A 19724-nucleotide genomic window follows, 5' to 3' on the forward strand; every position below is an offset into this window, starting at 1 on the left:
ACACAATGGAAATAGCATTATTAACAGATGTTGGTCAGAAACGAACAAATAACCAAGACTATGTCAATCACTTTGTCAACCGAGCAGGACGCACCATGATCCTCTTGGCTGATGGGATGGGAGGACACCGTGCAGGCAATATCGCTAGTGAGATGGCGGTAACAGACCTGGGCGTGGCTTGGGTTGATACCCAAATCGACACCGTCAATGAGGTCCGTGAATGGTTTGCCCACTATCTGGAACTTGAAAATCAAAAAATTCATCAGATGGGGAAAGACGAAGCCTATAAGGGGATGGGAACAACGCTTGAAGCAGTAGCCATTATTGGAAATCAAGCTATTTATGCACATATCGGTGATTCTCGTATCGGTTTGATCCGTGGTGAAGATTATCGCCAGCTCACAAGTGATCATTCTTTGGTTAATGCTCTGCTAAAGGCTGGCCAGCTAACTCCAGAGGAGGCAGAAATTCATCCGCAGAAAAATATCATTACCCAATCCATTGGGCAAAAAGATGAAATTCAACCAGATTTTGGCATGGTTAGCCTAGAGTCAGGAGACTACCTCTTGCTCAACAGTGACGGCTTGACCAATATGATCTCAGGAAGCGATATCTACGATATTGTAACGAGTGATATTTCCTTGGCAGACAAGGCGGCAACTTTGATTCGTTTTGCAAACAATGCAGGAGGCTTAGACAATATCACGGTTGCCCTTGTTCACATGAATGAGGAGGAAGTAGAATGATCCAGATCGGCAAGATTTTTGCCGGACGATATCGGATTATCAAACAGATTGGTCGAGGAGGCATGGCGGATGTTTACTTGGCCAAGGATTTGATCCTAGACGGGGAAGAAGTGGCGGTTAAGGTCCTGAGGACTAACTATCAGACAGATCCGATTGCTGTGGCACGTTTTCAACGTGAAGCGAGAGCCATGGCGGATCTGGATCATCCCCATATCGTTCGAATAACAGATATCGGTGAGGAAGACGGTCAGCAGTATCTAGCTATGGAGTATGTGGCAGGGCTTGACCTCAAACGTTATATTAAAGAACACTCTCCTCTCTCAAACGAAGAAGCCGTCCGTATTATGGGACAGATTCTCTTGGCGATGCGTCTGGCGCATACGAGAGGAATTATCCACCGAGATTTGAAACCTCAAAATATCCTATTGACACCAGATGGAACTGCCAAAGTTACAGACTTTGGGATTGCCGTGGCTTTTGCAGAGACCAGTCTGACACAGACCAACTCCATGCTCGGTTCAGTCCACTATCTCTCACCTGAGCAGGCCCGCGGTTCCAAGGCAACTGTGCAGAGTGACATCTATGCTATGGGGATTATTTTCTATGAAATGTTGACTGGACATATCCCTTATGATGGGGATAGTGCAGTGACTATTGCCCTCCAGCATTTCCAAAAACCACTTCCCTCTGTTATTGCTGAGAATCCAGCAGTACCACAAGCTTTGGAAAATGTCGTTATCAAGGCAACGGCCAAGAAATTAACAGATCGCTATCAGTCTGTATCAGAAATGTATGTGGACTTGTCGAGTTGTTTATCTCACAATCGTAGGAGAGAACCAAAGCTAGTCTTTGATGAGGCAAGCAAGGTTGATACCAAGACCTTGCCTAAAGTTCCACAAAGCACTCTGACCTCTATTCCGAAGGCTAAGCCACAATTAGAGCGACCTCAATCAAAACAGCAGACTCAGCAGGTGGTAGATGAAGCACCGGTACTAAAACCAGCGAAAAAACGGAAGTTTAAAGCTCGCTACATGATTTTACTGGCCAGTGCCTTGCTAGTTGCAGCCTCTTTGATTTGGATCTTCTCCCGAACTCCAGCGACTATTGCTATTCCAGATGTATCGGGACAGACAGTTGCTGAAGCTAAAGAGACACTGAAGAAAGCTAATTTTGAAGTAGGTGAAGAAAAGACAGAGGCCAGCGACATAGTAGCCGAAGGTCGCGTCATTCGAACAGATCCAGAAGCTAGAAGCGGTCGAAAAGAAGGAAGTAAAGTAAATCTAATCGTTTCATCAGGTAAGCAATCCTTCCAACTAAGTAACTATGTAGGACGTAAGTCCTCGGATGTTGTCGCAGAGCTCAAAGAGAAAAAGGTTCCAGAAAATCTTATCAAGATCGAGGAAGAGGAATCTAGCGAAAGCGATCCAGGAACAGTCATTAGGCAAACCCCAGCTGCAGGAAGCACTTACGACCTAACAAAGGCAACAAGTATTGTATTGACAGTTGCTAAGAAGGTGACCAGCGTTTCGATGCCAAGTTACATTGGTTCAAGTCTCGAATTTACTAAGAACAATTTGACTCAGATTGTTGGTGTAAAAGAGGCCAATATCGAAGTTGTGGAAGTATCAACTGCTCCTGAAGGAACTACTGCAGGAACAGTTGTTAGTCAGGACCCTAAACCTGGAGAAAAGGTAGATCTCAATAAAACACGTGTTAAGATTTCGATTTATAAACCAAAACCAGCTCCTTCATCGTCCTCATCATCAAGTTCATCCCAACGTGAGAATCAAGGAACAGATACAACACCAACACAGGGAAACCACCAAGGTAATAACCCGTCCACTAATCCATCAAGCGGAGAGAGAACACAAGTTACGACACAAGACTAGATGAATCTTTGTCATGATTTCATGACAAAGATTTTTTTTAACAAGATTTTGTGATAAAATATAGGGAGTAGAAAAAAGGAGGAGAGAATGGACGAATCGAGAGAGTTGAATGCCGTCATTGATGTCATTATGTTAGCTGGAACCATTCTCTTGAAAAGTGGTTCAGAGATTCATCGGGTTGAGGATACCATGATTCGCATTGCCCATTCACAAGGGATTATGGATTGCAATGTACTTGCTATGCCCGCTGCTATTTTCTTTTCGATTGAAAACACTAATATTTCTCGGATGAAGCGGGTGACGTCATCCTCTTATAACATCGAAAAAGTTTGTGATGTCAACCAAGTATCACGAGAACTTGTTGGAGGGCAGATTGATCTCTCGACAGCCTTTAAAAAGCTCAAAGAAATCGGCAATCAAGCCCTTCCTTATAGCAAGCTCCAAGTGACTGTAGCAGCGACCCTCAGTGCCCCTTTCTTCTCGATTATGTTTGGAGGCAATGTTTATGACGCTTTTGGTGCGGCTATTGCGACTTTATTTGGATTTGCCTTCTCTCTCTATGTAGAGAAGTTTGTTCGCATTCCTTTTGTAACGGCCTTTGCGGGTGCCTTTGTTTTCGGATTGATCGCCCAGTTCTGGGCCCGCTATACAGGATTTCCTTCGACGGCAGACCTGATTATAGCAGGAGCGGTCATGCCCTTTGTTCCAGGGATTGCTCTGACAAATGCGGTACGGGATATCATGACCAACCATATCAACTCTGGTATGAGCAAGATGTTTGAATCTCTGCTCATTACCCTTGCTTTAGGGGCAGGCACCTCTGTCGCCCTAGTTTTGATGACATAAGATGACTCTAACAAGTATTTTGCTCCAAGCAGTGGCGAGTTTGCTCGCCATTATCACCTTTCTAATCGTACTGAATGTTCAACGCTCCATGCTCCTACCTGGTGGTGTTTTGGGAATGGGCGTTTGGCTCCTCTATCTCGTGCTCAAAGAACCAACCAATGTTATTGTCGCGACATTTATCGCAGCAGTAATTGGTTCTTGCATCAGTCAGATTTTAAGTATTGTCTATAAGACACCAGCGGTGGTCTTTGTCTTGGCCATTCTTGCCCCCTTGGTGCCGGGTTATTTATCCTATCGAACGACAGCTTTCTTTGTGACAGGAGATTACAGCCATGCTATTGCCAGCGCGACTTTGGTGGTTATGTTAGCTCTTGTTATTTCTATTGGAATGGCAAGTGGAACGGTAATTCTAAAGCTCTATTACTATATCCGAAAACAACGAGGAATCTCCTCTTAACTCTATCAAAGAAAAGGCTTGATTTGGTGAATCAAGTCTTTTTTCTCTCTTTTGCTCCTATTTGTGATAAAATAGAATGAAACGATTTTTTACAATGAATGAAAAAACAGAGGTAAATATGACAATCGGTATTGATAAGATTGGTTTTGCGACCAGTCAATATGTCTTGAAATTACAAGACTTAGCAGAAGCGAGGGGAGTTGACCCCGAAAAATTTAGCAAGGGCCTCTTGTTAAATGAAATTAGTATTGCGTCACTGACTGAGGACATTGTTACCTTGGCAGCTAGTGCAAGTAACTCTATTTTAACAGACAAAGAAAAAGAAGAAATCGATATGGTCATCGTGGCGACCGAGTCAGGGATTGACCAGAGTAAGGCAGCGGCAGTCTTTGTTCATGGCCTATTAGGCATTCAGCCTTTTGCCCGTAGCTTTGAAATCAAAGAAGCCTGCTATGGAGCGACAGCTGCCCTTCATTATGCCAAGTTACATGTGGAAAATTCTCCAGAGTCTAAGGTTCTGGTCATTGCCAGTGATATTGCCAAGTATGGTGTAGGAACTCCAGGTGAACCAACTCAGGGTGCTGGAAGTGTGGCGATGTTGATCACCCAAAATCCGCGCATCATGGCCTTTAACAATGATAATGTTGCTCAAACTCGTGACATCATGGATTTCTGGCGTCCGAACTACTCAAGCACTCCTTATGTAAACGGCATGTACTCGACCCAACAGTATCTTGATTGCTTGACAACGACTTGGGATGAATACAAGAAACGCTATGATTGGACGATGGATGACTTTGCGGCTATCTGTTTCCACTTACCTTATCCTAAGTTGGCTCTAAAAGGCTTGCGTAAGATGATGGACAAAACTTTGTCTAAAGAAAAACAGGATAGTTTGCAAGAAAACTTTGATAAGTCCATTCTCTACAGTCAGATGATTGGGAATATCTACACAGGTTCCCTCTTCCTCGGCCTCCTTTCTCTTTTGGAAAATGCAGAGACTTTGAAGGCTGGAGATAAAATTGCCCTCTACAGTTACGGAAGTGGAGCTGTTTCAGAGTTCTTTAGTGGTGAATTGGTCGAAGGCTATGAGACTTACCTTGATAAGGAGCGCTTGAGCAGACTCAAGCAACGTACAGCATTGTCCGTTGCAGACTATGAAAAAGTCTTCTTCGAAGAATTGCAGTTGGATGAGTCTGGCTCAGCCCAATTTGCAGGTTTTGAAAATCAAGACTATGCCTTGGTTGAAATTATCGACCACCAACGCCGTTATAGCAAGGTTGAAAAATAATGAAGATAAGTTGGAATGGATTTTCTAAAAAATCATACCATGAGCGCCTTGAGTTGTTACAAGCTCAGGCGCTCCTTAGTCCTGAAAAGCAAACGAGTCTCGAGCAGGATGAACAAGTCAGCTTGGCAGTTGCAGACCAGCTGAGTGAGAATGTAGTGGGAACTTTTTCTCTGCCTTATTCCATCATTCCAGAGCTTTTGGTGAACGGTCAGGACTACACAGTTCCCTATGTGACAGAAGAACCGTCTGTGGTTGCTGCGGCCAGCTATGCCAGCAAAATCATCAAGCGGTCAGGTGGCTTTACTGCTCAAGTACATGAGCGCCAGATGATCGGTCAAGTAGCACTTTATCAAGTTGCTGATCCTGAACAAGCGCAAGAGAAGATTGCCAGCAAGAAAGCCGAGCTCTTGGAACTTGCCAATCAAGCCTATCCTTCTATCGTCAAACGTGGTGGCGGGGCGCGTGATTTACATGTAGAGCAGATCAAAGACGAAACAGACTTTCTCGTTGTTTATCTCCATGTCGATACTCAGGAAGCCATGGGAGCCAATATGCTCAACACCATGCTGGAAGCCTTGAAACCAGTCTTAGAAGAACTCAGTCAAGGACAGAGTCTTATGGGAATTTTGTCCAACTACGCGACCGATTCTCTGGTGACTGCAAACTGTCGTATCGCCTTTCGCTACTTGAGCCCTCAAAGGGACCAAGGACGAGAAATTGCGGAGAAAATAGCTTTGGCTAGCCAGTTTGCGCAGGCTGATCCTTACCGAGCAGCTACTCACAATAAAGGGATTTTTAACGGTATTGATGCGATTTTAATCGCCACGGGTAATGACTGGCGTGCCATCGAAGCCGGGGCCCATGCCTTTGCCAGTCGAGATGGACGCTATCAAGGTCTTAGTCAATGGACACTGGACATGGAAAGAGAAGAATTGGTGGGCCAGATGACACTCCCTATGCCTGTAGCGACCAAGGGTGGCTCTATCGGTCTCAACCCACGTGTGGCTCTTAGTCACGAACTATTGGGAAATCCTTCTGCCAAGGAATTGGCTCAGATTATCGTGTCCATCGGTCTTGCCCAAAACTTTGCGGCCCTCAAAGCCTTGGTCAGTACGGGCATCCAGCAAGGCCACATGAAATTACAGGCCAAATCCCTAGCTCTCTTAGCTGGTGCTAGTGAGTCCGAGGTTGCTCCCCTCGTTGAGCGCCTCATCGCAGATAAAACCTTTAACTTAGAGACAGCCCAGCGCTATCTCGAAAACTTAAGATCATAAAAAACTCAGACGAATTCGTCTGAGTTTTTTGTACTTAAATACTTTTTCCAGGTAATAGGGTGACGGGTAAGAAGTAACCAGTTGTCGCGACCTCTTTGCCTTCAATCTTCTGTAAGAGAAGATCGACAGTGAGTTGGGCAATCTCTTTCATAGGTTGCTTAATCGTTGTCAAATGAGGATAGTAGTTCTCGATAAAATAAGTCCCATCATAGCCGATGACCCTGAGCTCATCAGGAACAGAGATACCTAGCTCTTGAGCAATTTTGATAACCAGAATGGCTGTCAAATCATCCGAAGCAAAGATGGCATCTGGTTTCTGATGGGTCAAGATATTCTTGATTTCCATTTCTTTTCGGACAGGTGAAAAGTCACTCGAAACATTGATAATAGGTGCTTTTGGGAGTACGGATGCAAAGCCAGCGTGGCGCAGTCCAGTCGGTGAGTTCGAGTTGTCATTTCCTGTAATCATGATGATAGACTGGGCGCCTGTCTTGACCAAGGTTTGGGCTGCGAGAACCCCGCCACCGTAGTTATCAGAGGAGACGACAGGGATGTCTGGTGATAGATTTCGGTCAAAGGAAATAATCGGTGCTGTCACACGATTGTAGTCTTCGATTCCCAAGTTATGACTTCCCGAAATGATACCATCGACCTGATTGGCCTCCAGCATTTCAATGTACTCTCGTTCTTTTTCAGAGTCGTGTTCGCTGTTACAGATGATGGTCTTGTAGCCATTTTTGAAGAGTTGGTGTTCCAACTTGTCAATTAACTCCGCATAAAAGACATGACTGATGTTTGGAAAAATAAGTCCAATCAACTTGGCAGATTTTCCTTGGAGACTACGAGCCAGGTTGTTGGGTTTATAGCCCAATTCTCGCATGGCTTCATTAACCTTTTGAATGGTTTTCTCAGATAGATAACCCTTTTTATTGATGACTCGTGAGACGGTAGTGGGGCTGACGCCTGCAAGTTTTGCGACATCAGTTAGTTTTGCGACCATAATCTAATTCATAGTAAGTTCCAGTTGGGTTTCCAGACTTGATGAGGATACCATTTTGGTCCGCATGAGGGAAGACACGACCAGAAAATACTTTTTCTCCTTTATTGATGAAAATTTCAAAGACCGACTTGTCGATGAAGATAGTGGCAGTAGTAGCTTGGTTATTGAGAGGGCAAGAACGAGTCGTACCAAATTCTTGGGCGTACTGTTGACCAGCCTGACTACGATCCACTGTCACCTGTCCATTGACAAGGTCAAAGTTGATTGAAAGCCCCTTGCCTTCTTTATCAGCGAGCAAGACAATCTCGCTTTGGCTATTGGCTTCTAAGTTGAGCTCGAGTTCATAGGTGTTATTGGTTTGAGTACGATTTGAGAAGACCTCTTCAGAAGAACGAAGTTCTTTGACGGCTGCGACAGGGTATTGGTAGAGTTTGCCATCTTTGATAGTGAGTTCTTTGACCAATGAGAAGGTTCCTTGGTGGTCAAAACAGTCAGATGGGTAAGAAACATCTGGTAACCCAAGCCAACTTACTGCTAGTGCACGTCCATCTGGAGCGTTGAAGGCTTGTGTTGCATAGGCTTCAAAGCCATAGTCTAGATTTTGCAATGGAGACACATCTACCATTTTGGCATTTTCAGGATCAAAGGAAGCCCCGATTTTGTACATGTTTGGATAGATATTATCATAGTCTAGAACACTCTTATCCAATCCTTGTGGGCAGTAGAGAAGGACAGGTTGCTCCCCTACAAAGACCAGATTTGGGCATTCCATCATGTAGGCAGTGCGGTCGTTAGCAAAGTCAAGGTCGCCAACTGCTTGCCAGTTTGTATAGTCATTGTCCACAGCCTTGTAGAGACGGACGAAGCCTTTTTTCTCCAAGTCCTGTCCACCGACGATGGCATAATATTGCCCCTTAAAGTTAAAAATTTGCGGATCGCGGAAGTGGTCAGTAGAGTCTGCTGGCTGGTCAATCAAGATCTTGTCAATCTTTGTAATCTTGCCACCCTTATCCATCAGTGCACCAATCTGGTAAGGGTGACGGATCCAGTTTTCATCACGGACATTTCCAGTATAAAATAGGAACAACTGATCGCCAAACTGCATGGCAGAACCAGAATAAGCACCGTGGCTATCCAATGGAGTATCTGGCAAAACTTTGACTCCAGTTTCTGTAAAGCGCACTAAATCATCACTTTCAAGCTGCACCCAAGACTTCAATCCATGGGCTGCGCCAAAGGGGAAGTTCTGGTAAAAGAGAATCCATTTGCCATCAAAATAAGAAAAGCCATTTGGATCATTGAGAAGCCCCATTTTAGGCTCAACATGGTAACGAGTATGCCAAGGAGATTGTGCCATCTTTTCCTTGATTTGCTTGATTTCATCATTAGACCAGTCTTCATAGCGTCTGTAACGGCGCTCAGTTGTCCATTCCATTTTATCTTTCCTCCATAAGTTCTATTCTATTATTAATAGTAAACGTTTTCGGCAAAAAAAGCAAGTCTTTTATGTTAAAAAAGAGAAAAATATATCAAACGATTGCCATAAATCAAGTAAAGGAAATCTGGCAAATTTTCACGAAAAAATGAAAGAAAATGTAAATAAAAGTCTTGATTCTTCAAGTATAAAGATATTTTTTTGAGAAAAAAGAGAATAACCCTCAAAAACGAGCAAAAATAATCAGAGAAAAAAGAAAGGGTTTAAAAATTTCTGCAAAACGCTTGACATATTTTAGAAACGTGATAAAATAATAGTCGTAGGGCGAATAAAATCGCTTTCAAACAAGAACAAAATTTTTATAAGGAGATTTTTGCAAATGAACAATCAGGATATTGCAAAAAAAGTCATCGAAGCCCTTGGCGGACGTGAAAATGTCAACAGTGTTGCCCACTGTGCGACTCGTCTACGTGTCATGGTCAAAGATGAAGGGAAAATCAATAAGGAAGTGATTGAGAACTTGGATAAAGTTCAAGGAGCTTTCTTTAACTCAGGCCAATACCAAATCATCTTTGGGACTGGTACAGTAAACAAGATGTACGACGAAGTGGTTGCACTTGGTTTGCCAACATCTTCTAAAGAAGACATGAAAGCAGAAGCTGCTAAACAAGGGAACTGGTTCCAACGTGCTATCCGTACTTTCGGGGACGTCTTTGTACCAATCATCCCAGTTATCGTGGCGACAGGTCTCTTCATGGGTGTTCGTGGTCTCTTGAATGCCCTCGGAATGACACTTCCAGAAGATGTTACTATTTACAGCCAAATCCTCACAGATACAGCCTTCATCATCTTGCCAGGTTTGGTTGTATGGTCAACCTTCCGCGTATTCGGTGGAAATCCAGCCGTTGGTATCGTCCTCGGTATGATGCTGGTTTCTGGTTCGCTTCCAAACGCCTGGGCAGTAGCATCAGGTGGTGAAGTAACAGCTATGAACTTCTTTGGCTTCATTCCTGTTGTTGGTTTGCAAGGTTCCGTTCTTCCAGCCTTCATCATTGGGGTGGTCGGAGCTAAGTTTGAAAAAGCTCTCCGCAAAGTGGTTCCAGATGTCTTGGATCTCTTGGTGACACCATTCGTGACACTTTTGGTTATGTCTATCCTTGGACTCTTTGTCATCGGACCAGTCTTCCACGTTGTTGAAAACTACATCCTTCTCGGAACAAAAGCGATTCTTGGTTTGCCATTTGGTCTCGGTGGTTTGGTCATCGGTGGGGTTCACCAATTGATCGTCGTATCAGGTGTGCACCACATCTTCAACTTGCTTGAAGTGCAATTGCTTGCTGCTGACCATGTCAATCCATTCAACGCTATCATCACTGCAGCAATGACAGCTCAAGGGGCTGCAACTGTTGCCGTTGGTGTCAAAACAAAAAATCCTAAACTGAAAACACTTGCTTTCCCAGCTGCTCTTTCTGCCTTCCTCGGTATTACAGAGCCTGCTATCTTCGGGGTAAACTTGCGCTTCCGTAAACCATTCTTCCTTTCATTGATCGCTGGTGCTATCGGTGGTGGATTGGCATCTATCCTTGGTCTTGCTGGTACTGGTAATGGTATCACCATCATCCCTGGTACAATGCTTTACGTTGGGAATGGTCAATTGCTCCAATACCTTCTTATGGTAGCTGTATCATTCGTTCTTGGCTTTGCCCTTACCTACATGTTTGGTTACGAGGACGAAGAAGAAGTTGCTAGTGAAGTGGCGACAGAACGCTTGGTTCAAGAAGAAACAACTGGTAACATTCCACTAGCTCCTCAAAACGAAACAATCCAAACCCCTATCGTTGGTGACGTGGTTGCTCTTGAGAATGTCAATGACCCAGTCTTTTCAAGTGGTGCAATGGGACAAGGGATCGCTGTAAAACCAAGCCAAGGCGTGGTTTACGCACCAGCTGATGCCGAAGTATCGATCGCATTTCCAACAGGTCACGCCTTTGGTTTGAAGACAGCCAATGGAGCTGAAATCTTGATCCACGTTGGTATTGACACTGTATCTATGAACGGTGAAGGCTTTGAAGCAAAAGTTGCTCAAGGCGACAAGGTCAAAGCAGGTGACGTTCTTGGAACCTTTGACTCAAACAAAATCGCTGCCGCAGGTCTTGACGACACAACAATGGTTATCGTTACCAATACAGCTGACTATGCTTCTGTGACACCAGTCGCAAGTGGTTCAGTTGTCAAGGGCGACGCGATCATCGAAGTGAAAGCCTAATCCTCTTCAAAAATCAAATCTAAAAACAAAACGAACAAATGACATGTTTGTTCGTTTTTGCTTGAATGGTAAGATTTACAGAGGAAAATCTAAAAAATAGAGAAATGTAGACTTTCGAAATATGCTATAATAGAGAAAATAAAGATAAGAGGTTTATCATGACAAAATTATACGGAAGTTTAGAAGCAGGCGGTACAAAGTTTGTCTGTGCTGTCGGAGATGAAAATTTTAACATTGTAGAAAAAACACAATTTCCTACAACAACTCCTATCGAGACTATCGATAAAACCATCGAGTTCTTTTCAAAATTCGATAATCTTGCAGGTCTTGCTGTCGGATCGTTTGGCCCTATCGATATCGACAAAAATTCAAAAACCTATGGCTTTATCACAACGACTCCAAAACCTCACTGGGCAAATGTAGATCTACTTGGTGCCCTTCGTCGCGCCCTAAATGTACCCATGTATTTCACCACAGACGTAAACAGCTCTGCCTATGGTGAAGTGGTTGCTCGTAACAATGCTGGCGGCCGTATCGAAAACTTGGTTTACTACACAATCGGTACAGGTATCGGTGCAGGTGTTATCCAACGTGGCGAGTTTATCGGTGGTGTAGGTCACCCTGAAATGGGTCACTACTATGTAGCCAAACACCCAATGGACGAGGAGAAGGAATTCAACGGTGTTTGTCCTTTCCACAAGGGCTGTTTGGAAGGCTTTGCGGCTGGACCAAGTTTGGAAGCTCGTACAGGTATTCGTGGTGAAAACATCGAACTCAACAACTCTGTCTGGGATGTTCAAGCCTACTATATCGCTCAAGCTGCGGTCAACGCAACAGTGACTTTTCGTCCAGATGTGATCGTCTTTGGTGGTGGGGTTATGGCCCAACAACACATGCTGGACCGAGTGCGTGAGAAATTTACTGCTCTTCTCAATGGCTACCTACCAGTACCAGATGTGCGTGACTACATTGTCACTCCAGCAGTCGCAGGCAATGGTTCTGCCACACTTGGGAACTTTGTCCTTGCTAAGAGTGTCGCAAAATAAAACAAAGAAAATATCCGCTTGGGCAACCAAACGGATGTTTTGTTTGAAGACAATTTTTTTGAGCCTTTCCTTAAGTGATTATGGACGGTAGCGACTTTCTTCGAAATTCCATATCGAAACTTTGAGCCTACTGTCTCAAAGTTTCCCAACACCTGAAACCATGAGATTTCAGGTGTTTTTATCACGGCGGAAAGGCTAGGTTAGTCCTCGATTCACTATCGAAAAGTTGGCATGATTTCCATACCAAAGTATATTTAGTATCAGGCTATTTTCTATTATCAAAACATCTGCCAGAAGAAATCAATAATATAGGTCAAACCATAAGTATAAACCACTAGGGTAAAGGGCTTGGTCAGAATGATGATAATCATATAGCGCTTGAAGGTCATCTTGGTCAGGGCAGCCAGCATACAGAGAAAGTCAGCTGGACTGACAGGCCAGATCATCATAAAGATAAAGAACCGCTCGAAACGATTGCCCTTATCTAGCCAACCGATATACTTGTCATAGGTGCGCTTGCTGACGACGGACTGGACAAAGGCAGCTCCATAGAGACGCACCAGGTAAAAGATAATAGCACAGCCAATCACGATGCCGATATAGTTATAGATGGTTCCGATGATGTGGCCGTAAATAAAGACCCCAGCCACTGAGGTCAAAGCTCCCGGAATGATCGGAACGACGGTTTGTAGGATCTGTAAAAAGATAAAGAGTGGTGGCCCCCAAACCCCAGCTTGCTGGATAAAGGCTGATAGGGTTTCCTTGGACTGTAAAACACCTGCTTGATAGGCCCAAATACAGAAAATCAAGGTGCCGACTCCCCCGACGATAGATGAGATATTGATGACTTGCTGTAGAAGGGGAGAAACAGCTTTCATTTGCTTATCCTGTGACATGTAAACTCCTCATAGATAGTATGATTCTACTATACCATATTTTGATAAAAGAAGGGGGGATTTAATGATAAACATGTTATAATAAAGAAAGTAGAACTGTAGCCATCAGGTGTGGTGGCATTTTTCAGAAGAAGTCGAACCACTGACAGAAATCGTCAGCAAGATTAACGAGACAAATCAAGCAATCGAAAGCCAAACAGCTTCCCTGCTTGAAATGCTCGGTCAACTCCACGGAACCACACCAGAAGCCGATGCTGAGCTCAAAAAGTTTTTGAAAAACTTTAAAGGGTGATGGAGAAACAGTTAGATACATCTATCAGATTTGAAATCCCAGCCAAATCAACCTTTGGCTGGCTTTTATTTTTTATTTATGTTATAATTAAATTACCTAAATGGTAATTTAATATAAACAGAAAGGGATTTATGAAGCTTATCTATACAAACAAAACTGTTGAAAAGCAGTGCACAGAGCTGAGGAGAGCGAAAAAGGATTTTTCGGATAGGGTTGCTGTAAAGTTGCATCTCTTGATCAACTTTTTGGAAGCGGCGGATTCTTTGGCCAGTGTGACGGCTTTTCCTAAGTATCACTTTCACCAACTCAAGGGAAAGAGACAAGGACAGTTTGCTTTAGATATAGATGGCCGAAAGAGTTCCTATCGGTTGATTGTAGAATTTCGTGAGAAGGATCTAGAAAAGACATTTACTAGTCCCGTTGAAATCGAAATTCTAAAAATAGAGGAGGTCAGCAATCACTATGAGTAATAAAATTGTTGAATACAAAGACCTGATTGCTTTTCATCCAGGTCAGTATGTTGGAGAGTTGATTGAAGATTATAACGTAACGCAGAAAGAATTTGCGGAGCGTTTGGGAGTTTCGGCAAAGACTGTCAGCAAGCTTGTCAATGCTGAGGAGTCCATTAGTAAGGAAACGGCTCATAAATTAGCCAAGCTAAGTGGAGTTTCTATGCAAACCTGGCTCAATCTTCAGAATGCTTATGATGTAAAAGTTGCAGAGATTGTAGAACAAAAAGAGCTAGAAGAAGGTGGCGAGAAAGAAATCTGTGAGATGATTGATTTCAAGTATTTTAAGGCAGAAGGCTACGTGCCAGACAAACGCTATAACTTGAAGGAAAAGATTATCGAGCTTCGCAAGATTCTAGGTGTAGCAAGTTTAGAAAACCTTACCTCTTTTAACCATATAGTCAGCTATCGGAATACACGTGAGTTCACGACTAAAAGTATAGTAAACTCTAATATCATGCTGGAGTTGGCATCTAAAAAAGCGCGTGATGTAACAACTACCAAGCTCAATCGCAAAAAGTTAGAGAAAAGCTTGCCTGCCTTGAGAAAGTTGACGAGACAAAATCCGGAAGTTTTTCCTCAACACTTGTATGATATCTTGCTAGACTGTGGTGTTGTCCTAGTCGGTCTACCTGCTTTGCCAAATGCCAATTTGAATGGAGCGACTAAAAAGTTCAGTAATGGTAGTGCCTTGCTTTTACTGACGGATCGAAATAAAGCGTCAGACATTTTCTGGTTCTCACTATTTCATGAGATTGGACACATTCTGGAGAATGATTTTTCATCTGATGAAAGAAACAGTGAGTCCTATCTTCGTTCTGAGGAACAGGCAGACCAGTTTGCAAAAGACTTCTTGATTAGACCAGAAGATTATCAAGCTTTTGTCAAAAAAGGAAACTTTGATAAGACGGATATCATATGTTTTGCGGAGGAAATCGATATTCATCCTAGCGTTGTTTTAGGCAGATTACAAAATGAGGGTATTCTAGAGTTTGACCGTTTCAGAGAACTAAAAGAGAATTATTACTTTGTTTCTTGAATCTATGGAAATTTGTAGAAGATGAAAAAAGCTTCATACGGTTAGTAATTATAGCTTCTTTATTCACTCATAATTCGCTCATTTTTAAGATACAACTTTGTTTCCATATTTCCTGGAAACTGATAAAAAGCAAGGAGAAACATGGAACAAATTAACCAAAAATCCCAGTGCCAACAACTCTGGGCTAGAAACAAATACCTCGTTTTGAGCAATTCCAGCAATATTTACAATGAGATTCGCCAGTATCTCAAGAATGAAGTGGTGGAGGTCAACCATGTTCAAAAACTGATTGACCGTGCCTGTCAAATCCCAGAACACAGAGGTCAGGTTTGCAATGCCTTTCAGCATATTTGGGGCTATTTTAAAAAGAAAGCGACTGATGCTGAGCGCAAAGACTATATGCTCCTGCTGGATCGCTACCGCTTTGGTCAGGCTTCTAAGGAAGACTTGATTTCTAAGACTCGAGAGTTGCTGGAACGCTATCCCAATACCTACTTGCAACATTCGACTTTACTGAAAGGAGACTCCCATGAGACTTTGGCATGAGGATTTGATTTCACAACTTCCTCGTCCTCAGCTCCTAGGGCAACACCGAGAGTGCTGCGCCCTGCGTGGCAATGGTTGGGGCAAAAAACATGCGACTGTGGACTATGTCTTTACTCACTCGCCCTATCATCTCTATGCTTATCATCGCTTGATCATGAAGGAGATGGCTGACCGTGGCTACAATGTCAGTCCAGAGTGGCTGGATAAGAACTACCGAGGCAAAATTTGTCCAGCTTATGAAGACTTGCCTGAGGAGAACCTAGGTAATCCCGTCTATAGTGAGCATGACGCAGAATACTATGAGGAGTGTCTGGCTAATCTCCGAGAGAAGGGGATAGAGTTATAGTCTTTTCTAATAGCATGCCATAGTCACTTATAAGAATCGTCAATAGCTCGTTTGAGCATTCCAACTAAAATACAGCCATAAAACAAGCTATACAAAGGATTTGAGACACTGGTCTCAAGTCTTTTTCTTTTGTTCAAAAAAGCGATATAGTTTTAAACTATATCAAAGCCTAATTATTTACAATTATACAGACAGTTTCTTTTCTGTTAAGATAGTTTCAACAACAAATTTTGGAGGACACATCATGTCAACTACAATCATCGGTTTCCCTCGTTTGGGCGAATTCCGCGAATTGAAATTTACAACTGAAAAATACTTTAGAAAAGAAATCTCAGAAGAAGAACTCTTGGCAGCAGCAAAAGAATTGCGCGCGAAACACTGGAACATTGTCAAAGAAAAAGGCATCACTGAAATCCCATCAAATGACTTTTCTCATTATGACAACTTCCTCGATGCAGCTTTCCTTTTCAACGTGGTCCCTGCTTCTGTTCAAAACTTGGACTTGTCTGACCTTGAGCGCTACTTTGCTTTGGCGCGTGGGTACCAAGGAGAAAAAGGGGATGTTCGTGCCCTTCCGATGAAGAAATGGTTCAACACCAACTACCACTACATCATTCCTAAGTTTGAAAAAGACACTCAAGTCAAACTTGCAGGTCACAAGATCTTTGACGAATTCCAAGAAGCAAAAGAACTTGGATTGAACACTCGTCCAGTCCTTGTAGGTCCATTCACTTTCCTTCAATTGTCAGACTTTGAAGAAGGTGTGAAAGCAGAAGACTTCGTAGATAGCTTTGTAGCTGCTTACCAAGAAGTTTTTGCTAAATTGGCTGAACTTGGTGCAACTCGTATCCAACTCGACGAAGCGGCTCTTGTCAAAGATTTGACAGCTGAAGAAAAAGCTCTCTTCTTGAACCTCTACAACAAACTTTTGGCTGATAAAAAAGGTCTTGAAGTATTGCTTCAAACTTACTTCGGTGATGTTCGTGACGTCTACTCTGACCTTGTGAACTTGCCAGTAGATGCCATCGGTTTGGACTTCGTTGAAGGTAAGAAAACTCTTGAACTCGTTAAAGGTGGTTTCCCAGCTGACAAGACTCTTTATGCAGGGATTGTCAATGGTAAGAACATCTGGCGTAACAACTACGAAAAGAGTTTAGCTATTCTTGAGCAAATCCCAGCTGAAAACATCGTATTGACAAGCTCATGCTCACTTCTTCATGTGCCATTTACAACTGCTAACGAAGAATTTGAACCAGCTATCTTGAACCACTTTGCCTTTGCAGTTGAAAAATTGGAAGAACTTCGTGACTTGGATGCTATCCGCAATGGTCAAGGTGCAGAAGCACTTGCAGCTAACAAAGAACTCTTTGCGACTGAGCGTGTGGGTGAAAATGCAGAACTTCGTGCGCGCATCGCTGGATTGACAGACGCTGACTACACTCGTTTGCCAGCCTTTGCGGAACGTGAAGCCATCCAAGAAGAAGCTTTCAAACTTCCAGCACTTCCAACAACAACCATCGGTTCATTCCCTCAAACTAAGGAAGTCCGTGCCAAACGTTTGGCCTTCCGTAAGGGTGAATTGTCACAAGAAGAGTACGACGCTTTCCTTGCTGAAACCATCGACGAATGGATCAAATGGCAAGAAGAAGTTGGATTTGACGTGCTTGTACACGGTGAGTTCGAGCGTAACGACATGGTTGAGTACTTCGGTCAAAACTTGTCCGGTTACCTCTTCTCTAAGAATGGTTGGGTACAATCATACGGTATGCGTGGGGTGAAACCACCAATCATCTGGGGTGATGTCACTCGTCTCAACCCAATCACTGTTAAATGGTCTAGCTACGCACAAAGCCGTACTGACAAACCTGTTAAAGGTATGTTGACAGGACCGGTTACCATCCTTAACTGGTCATTCCCACGTGAAGATATCTCTATCAAGGATTCTACTCTTCAAATCGCTCTTGCGATCAAGGATGAAGTGCTTGACCTTGAAGCTGCTGGTGTGAAAATCATCCAAATCGACGAGGCTGCTCTCCGTGAGAAATTGCCACTCCGTCGTAGCGACTGGTATGAAGACTACCTTGACTGGGCTATTCCAGCCTTCCGCTTGGTACACTCTACAGTAGCGCCAGACACTCAAATCCACACTCACATGTGTTACTCAGAATTTACAGATATCATCCCAGCTATTGACAACATGGATGCGGACGTTATTTCCTTTGAAGCAAGCCGTTCAAACCTTGAAATCTTGGACGAACTCAAAGCGAAAAACTTCCAAACAGAAGTGGGACCTGGGGTTTACGATATCCACTCACCTCGTGTACCAAATGAAGGCGAAATCGACCACACTATCGAAGCTATCCTTGCTAAAGTACCAAGCAAGAAAGTTTGGATCAACCCTGACTGTGGTTTGAAAACACGTGGTATTCCAGAAACAAAAGAAAGCTTGATCCGCCTTGTCGAAGCAGCAAAAGCTGCGCGTGAGAAATTGTAAGATAGGATTTCTCTCGTGACCCTGACTGATCAAGGAACTGCTTGGCCTAGCTGGCTCAGCAATATTGAAATCAAAAAGAAAAGGATAAGGACTATGTCACGCCAAACGCCATCACTTTCATTTGAAGTGTTCCCTCCAAACCCAGCTGTGGGTAATGATAAAATTATTTCAGCCTTGCAGGATATGCGGGAGCTGACACCGCACTTTATCAGTGTGACTGCCAGCAATAATAAATTTAATATCAAGGAAACAACGGTTCGTTTGGCTGACTTTATCCAGAATGACTTGGCGATTCCAACTATTGCCCACTTGCCAGCTATCTATCTGACCAAGGAGAAGGTTGCAGAGACACTTGCGGACTTGGACAAGGTTGGTGTGCGAAAAATCTTGGCTCTACGTGGGGACATCATTCCTGATGTGGAACCGCAAAAGGATTTCCGCTACGCAACGGACTTGATCGAGTTCATCAAGGAACAAGCCCCTCACTTTGATATTGTCGGAGCTTGCTATCCAGAGGGGCACCCTGACTCGCCAAACCAGATCTCGGATATTCAAAATCTCAAGAAGAAAGTGGACGCAGGCTGTTCAAGCCTCGTAACGCAACTTTTCTTTGACAATGAGCGCTTCTATGATTTCCAAGATAAGTGTACCTTGGCAGGGATTGATGTTCCCATTCATGCGGGAATCATGCCTATTCTTAACCGTAACCAAGCGCTTCGTCTCTTGAAAACGTGTGAGAATATCCACCTTCCACGAAAATTTAAGGCCATCTTAGACAAGTATGAGCATGACCCTGAGTCGCTCAGAGCAGCAGGACTTGCCTACGCAGTGGATCAAATCGTGGACTTGGTCACTCAGGATGTCGCAGGTGTGCATTTGTACACCATGAACAATTCTGAAACAGCAAAATACATCCACCAAGCAACCCATGCCTTGTTTAATCATCAGTCTTTAGGATAATAAAAAGCAAACCATTCTTCTCAAGCGAGGGGGATGGTTCCTTTTTAATAGAAAAGCCCGCACTTTTTAAGAAAAATATGATAAAATAGACTCTGTACGTACTTGATACAAAGATGAGGGTATTGAAGTTTTAAAAGCTTTCCAAATTCTCAACTTTATAAAAGAAATTTTCCATAATTTGTTCTTTTTAGCATTTAGTTGAAGCAACACGAACGAGTCAAATCGATATTATTTGACGAGAGAGTTAGTAAAGTATTTAGCTAATCGTCTGATAGCGATTAGCTTAAAAGGATTAGATGCTTTAGCATCAAACCTTTCTAATGATTTGTATCTTGAGTAATTGAACCCGGCCGAAAAGCTGTGTAAAAAAGATAAACTGTCTTGTCTTCATC

Annotated in this window: 17 protein-coding genes and 1 pseudogene; 15 read left to right on the top strand and 3 right to left on the bottom strand. The window is 43.3% G+C overall.

The window, feature by feature from the left end:
* Positions 1 to 5 precede the first annotated feature (5 nt).
* The 6 genes from D8802_RS03125 (at position 6) to D8802_RS03150 (ending at position 6503) form a co-directional block, all read left to right on the top strand.
* Positions 6 to 746, top strand: coding sequence for a Stp1/IreP family PP2C-type Ser/Thr phosphatase (locus tag D8802_RS03125; protein ID WP_084946411.1), 741 nt, complete (start codon positions 6 to 8; stop codon positions 744 to 746).
* The gene (gene pknB / locus D8802_RS03130; protein ID WP_125394752.1) at positions 743 to 2635 is read left to right on the top strand and encodes a Stk1 family PASTA domain-containing Ser/Thr kinase; all 1893 of its coding nucleotides are present in this window, start codon (positions 743 to 745) and stop codon (positions 2633 to 2635) included. Before D8802_RS03125 ends, pknB begins: the two co-directional genes overlap by 4 nt.
* A gap of 87 nt (positions 2636 to 2722) precedes the next feature.
* Positions 2723 to 3481, top strand: coding sequence for a threonine/serine exporter family protein (locus tag D8802_RS03135; protein WP_125394753.1), 759 nt, complete (start codon positions 2723 to 2725; stop codon positions 3479 to 3481).
* Position 3482: 1 nt separating this feature from the next.
* On the top strand, positions 3483 to 3938 hold the full coding sequence (locus D8802_RS03140) for a threonine/serine exporter family protein (RefSeq protein WP_000176909.1): 456 nt from the start codon (positions 3483 to 3485) through the stop codon (positions 3936 to 3938).
* A gap of 118 nt (positions 3939 to 4056) precedes the next feature.
* A complete protein-coding gene (locus D8802_RS03145; RefSeq protein ID WP_125394852.1) occupies positions 4057 to 5229 on the top strand; it encodes a hydroxymethylglutaryl-CoA synthase in 1173 nt (390 codons plus the stop codon).
* The gene (locus tag D8802_RS03150) at positions 5229 to 6503 is read left to right on the top strand and encodes a hydroxymethylglutaryl-CoA reductase, degradative (RefSeq protein ID WP_125394754.1); all 1275 of its coding nucleotides are present in this window, start codon (positions 5229 to 5231) and stop codon (positions 6501 to 6503) included. The genes D8802_RS03145 and D8802_RS03150 overlap by 1 nt, the downstream gene beginning before the upstream one ends.
* A 34-nt stretch (positions 6504 to 6537) precedes the next feature.
* On the opposite strand, the gene D8802_RS03155 is transcribed toward D8802_RS03150, so the two are convergent.
* Together D8802_RS03155 and D8802_RS03160 are read right to left on the bottom strand one after the other, a co-directional pair.
* A complete protein-coding gene (locus tag D8802_RS03155; protein WP_125394755.1) occupies positions 6538 to 7503 on the bottom strand; it encodes a LacI family DNA-binding transcriptional regulator in 966 nt (321 codons plus the stop codon).
* On the bottom strand, positions 7484 to 8938 hold the full coding sequence (locus D8802_RS03160) for a sucrose-6-phosphate hydrolase (RefSeq protein ID WP_125394756.1): 1455 nt from the start codon (positions 8936 to 8938) through the stop codon (positions 7484 to 7486). The genes D8802_RS03155 and D8802_RS03160 overlap by 20 nt, the downstream gene beginning before the upstream one ends.
* A 379-nt stretch (positions 8939 to 9317) precedes the next feature.
* Here D8802_RS03160 and D8802_RS03165 point away from each other — a divergent pair, with 379 nt between their 5' ends.
* The gene (locus D8802_RS03165) at positions 9318 to 11204 is read left to right on the top strand and encodes a sucrose-specific PTS transporter subunit IIBC (RefSeq protein ID WP_125394757.1); all 1887 of its coding nucleotides are present in this window, start codon (positions 9318 to 9320) and stop codon (positions 11202 to 11204) included.
* 158 nt (positions 11205 to 11362) lie between these two features.
* A complete protein-coding gene (gene scrK / locus D8802_RS03170; RefSeq protein WP_125394758.1) occupies positions 11363 to 12250 on the top strand; it encodes a fructokinase ScrK in 888 nt (295 codons plus the stop codon).
* Between the two features lie 278 nt (positions 12251 to 12528).
* Here scrK and D8802_RS03175 read toward each other — a convergent pair whose 3' ends face one another.
* Positions 12529 to 13146 (bottom strand): TVP38/TMEM64 family protein, encoded by a 618-nt coding sequence (locus D8802_RS03175; protein WP_000076176.1) that lies wholly within the window; start codon positions 13144 to 13146, stop codon positions 12529 to 12531.
* A 127-nt stretch (positions 13147 to 13273) separates the two neighbouring features.
* Between D8802_RS03175 and D8802_RS03180 the strand changes: the two are divergent.
* From D8802_RS03180 to metF, 7 genes and pseudogenes are all read left to right on the top strand, one after another.
* A pseudogene (locus D8802_RS03180) lies at positions 13274 to 13438 on the top strand (type I restriction-modification system subunit M); the annotation flags it as partial.
* Positions 13439 to 13569: 131 nt separating this feature from the next.
* Positions 13570 to 13908 (top strand): type II toxin-antitoxin system RelE/ParE family toxin, encoded by a 339-nt coding sequence (locus D8802_RS03185; RefSeq protein ID WP_125394759.1) that lies wholly within the window; start codon positions 13570 to 13572, stop codon positions 13906 to 13908.
* Positions 13901 to 14986, top strand: a complete 1086-nt coding sequence (locus D8802_RS03190) for a HigA family addiction module antitoxin (RefSeq protein WP_125394760.1) — start codon at positions 13901 to 13903, stop codon at positions 14984 to 14986. The genes D8802_RS03185 and D8802_RS03190 overlap by 8 nt, the downstream gene beginning before the upstream one ends.
* Positions 14987 to 15127: 141 nt before the next feature.
* Positions 15128 to 15532: a YbgA family protein gene (locus tag D8802_RS03195; protein ID WP_125394761.1), complete on the top strand. Its 405-nt coding sequence runs from the start codon at positions 15128 to 15130 to the stop codon at positions 15530 to 15532.
* A complete protein-coding gene (locus tag D8802_RS03200; protein ID WP_125394762.1) occupies positions 15516 to 15878 on the top strand; it encodes a TIGR02328 family protein in 363 nt (120 codons plus the stop codon). Before D8802_RS03195 ends, D8802_RS03200 begins: the two co-directional genes overlap by 17 nt.
* 244 nt (positions 15879 to 16122) lie before the next feature.
* Positions 16123 to 18372, top strand: coding sequence for a 5-methyltetrahydropteroyltriglutamate--homocysteine S-methyltransferase (metE, locus tag D8802_RS03205; RefSeq protein WP_125394763.1), 2250 nt, complete (start codon positions 16123 to 16125; stop codon positions 18370 to 18372).
* A gap of 93 nt (positions 18373 to 18465) precedes the next feature.
* The gene (metF, locus tag D8802_RS03210; RefSeq protein WP_084949242.1) at positions 18466 to 19332 is read left to right on the top strand and encodes a methylenetetrahydrofolate reductase [NAD(P)H]; all 867 of its coding nucleotides are present in this window, start codon (positions 18466 to 18468) and stop codon (positions 19330 to 19332) included.
* Positions 19333 to 19724 lie beyond the last annotated feature (392 nt).

The sequence above is a fragment of the Streptococcus oralis genome, from assembly GCF_003943395.1.
Classification (GTDB): domain Bacteria; phylum Bacillota; class Bacilli; order Lactobacillales; family Streptococcaceae; genus Streptococcus; species Streptococcus oralis_BF.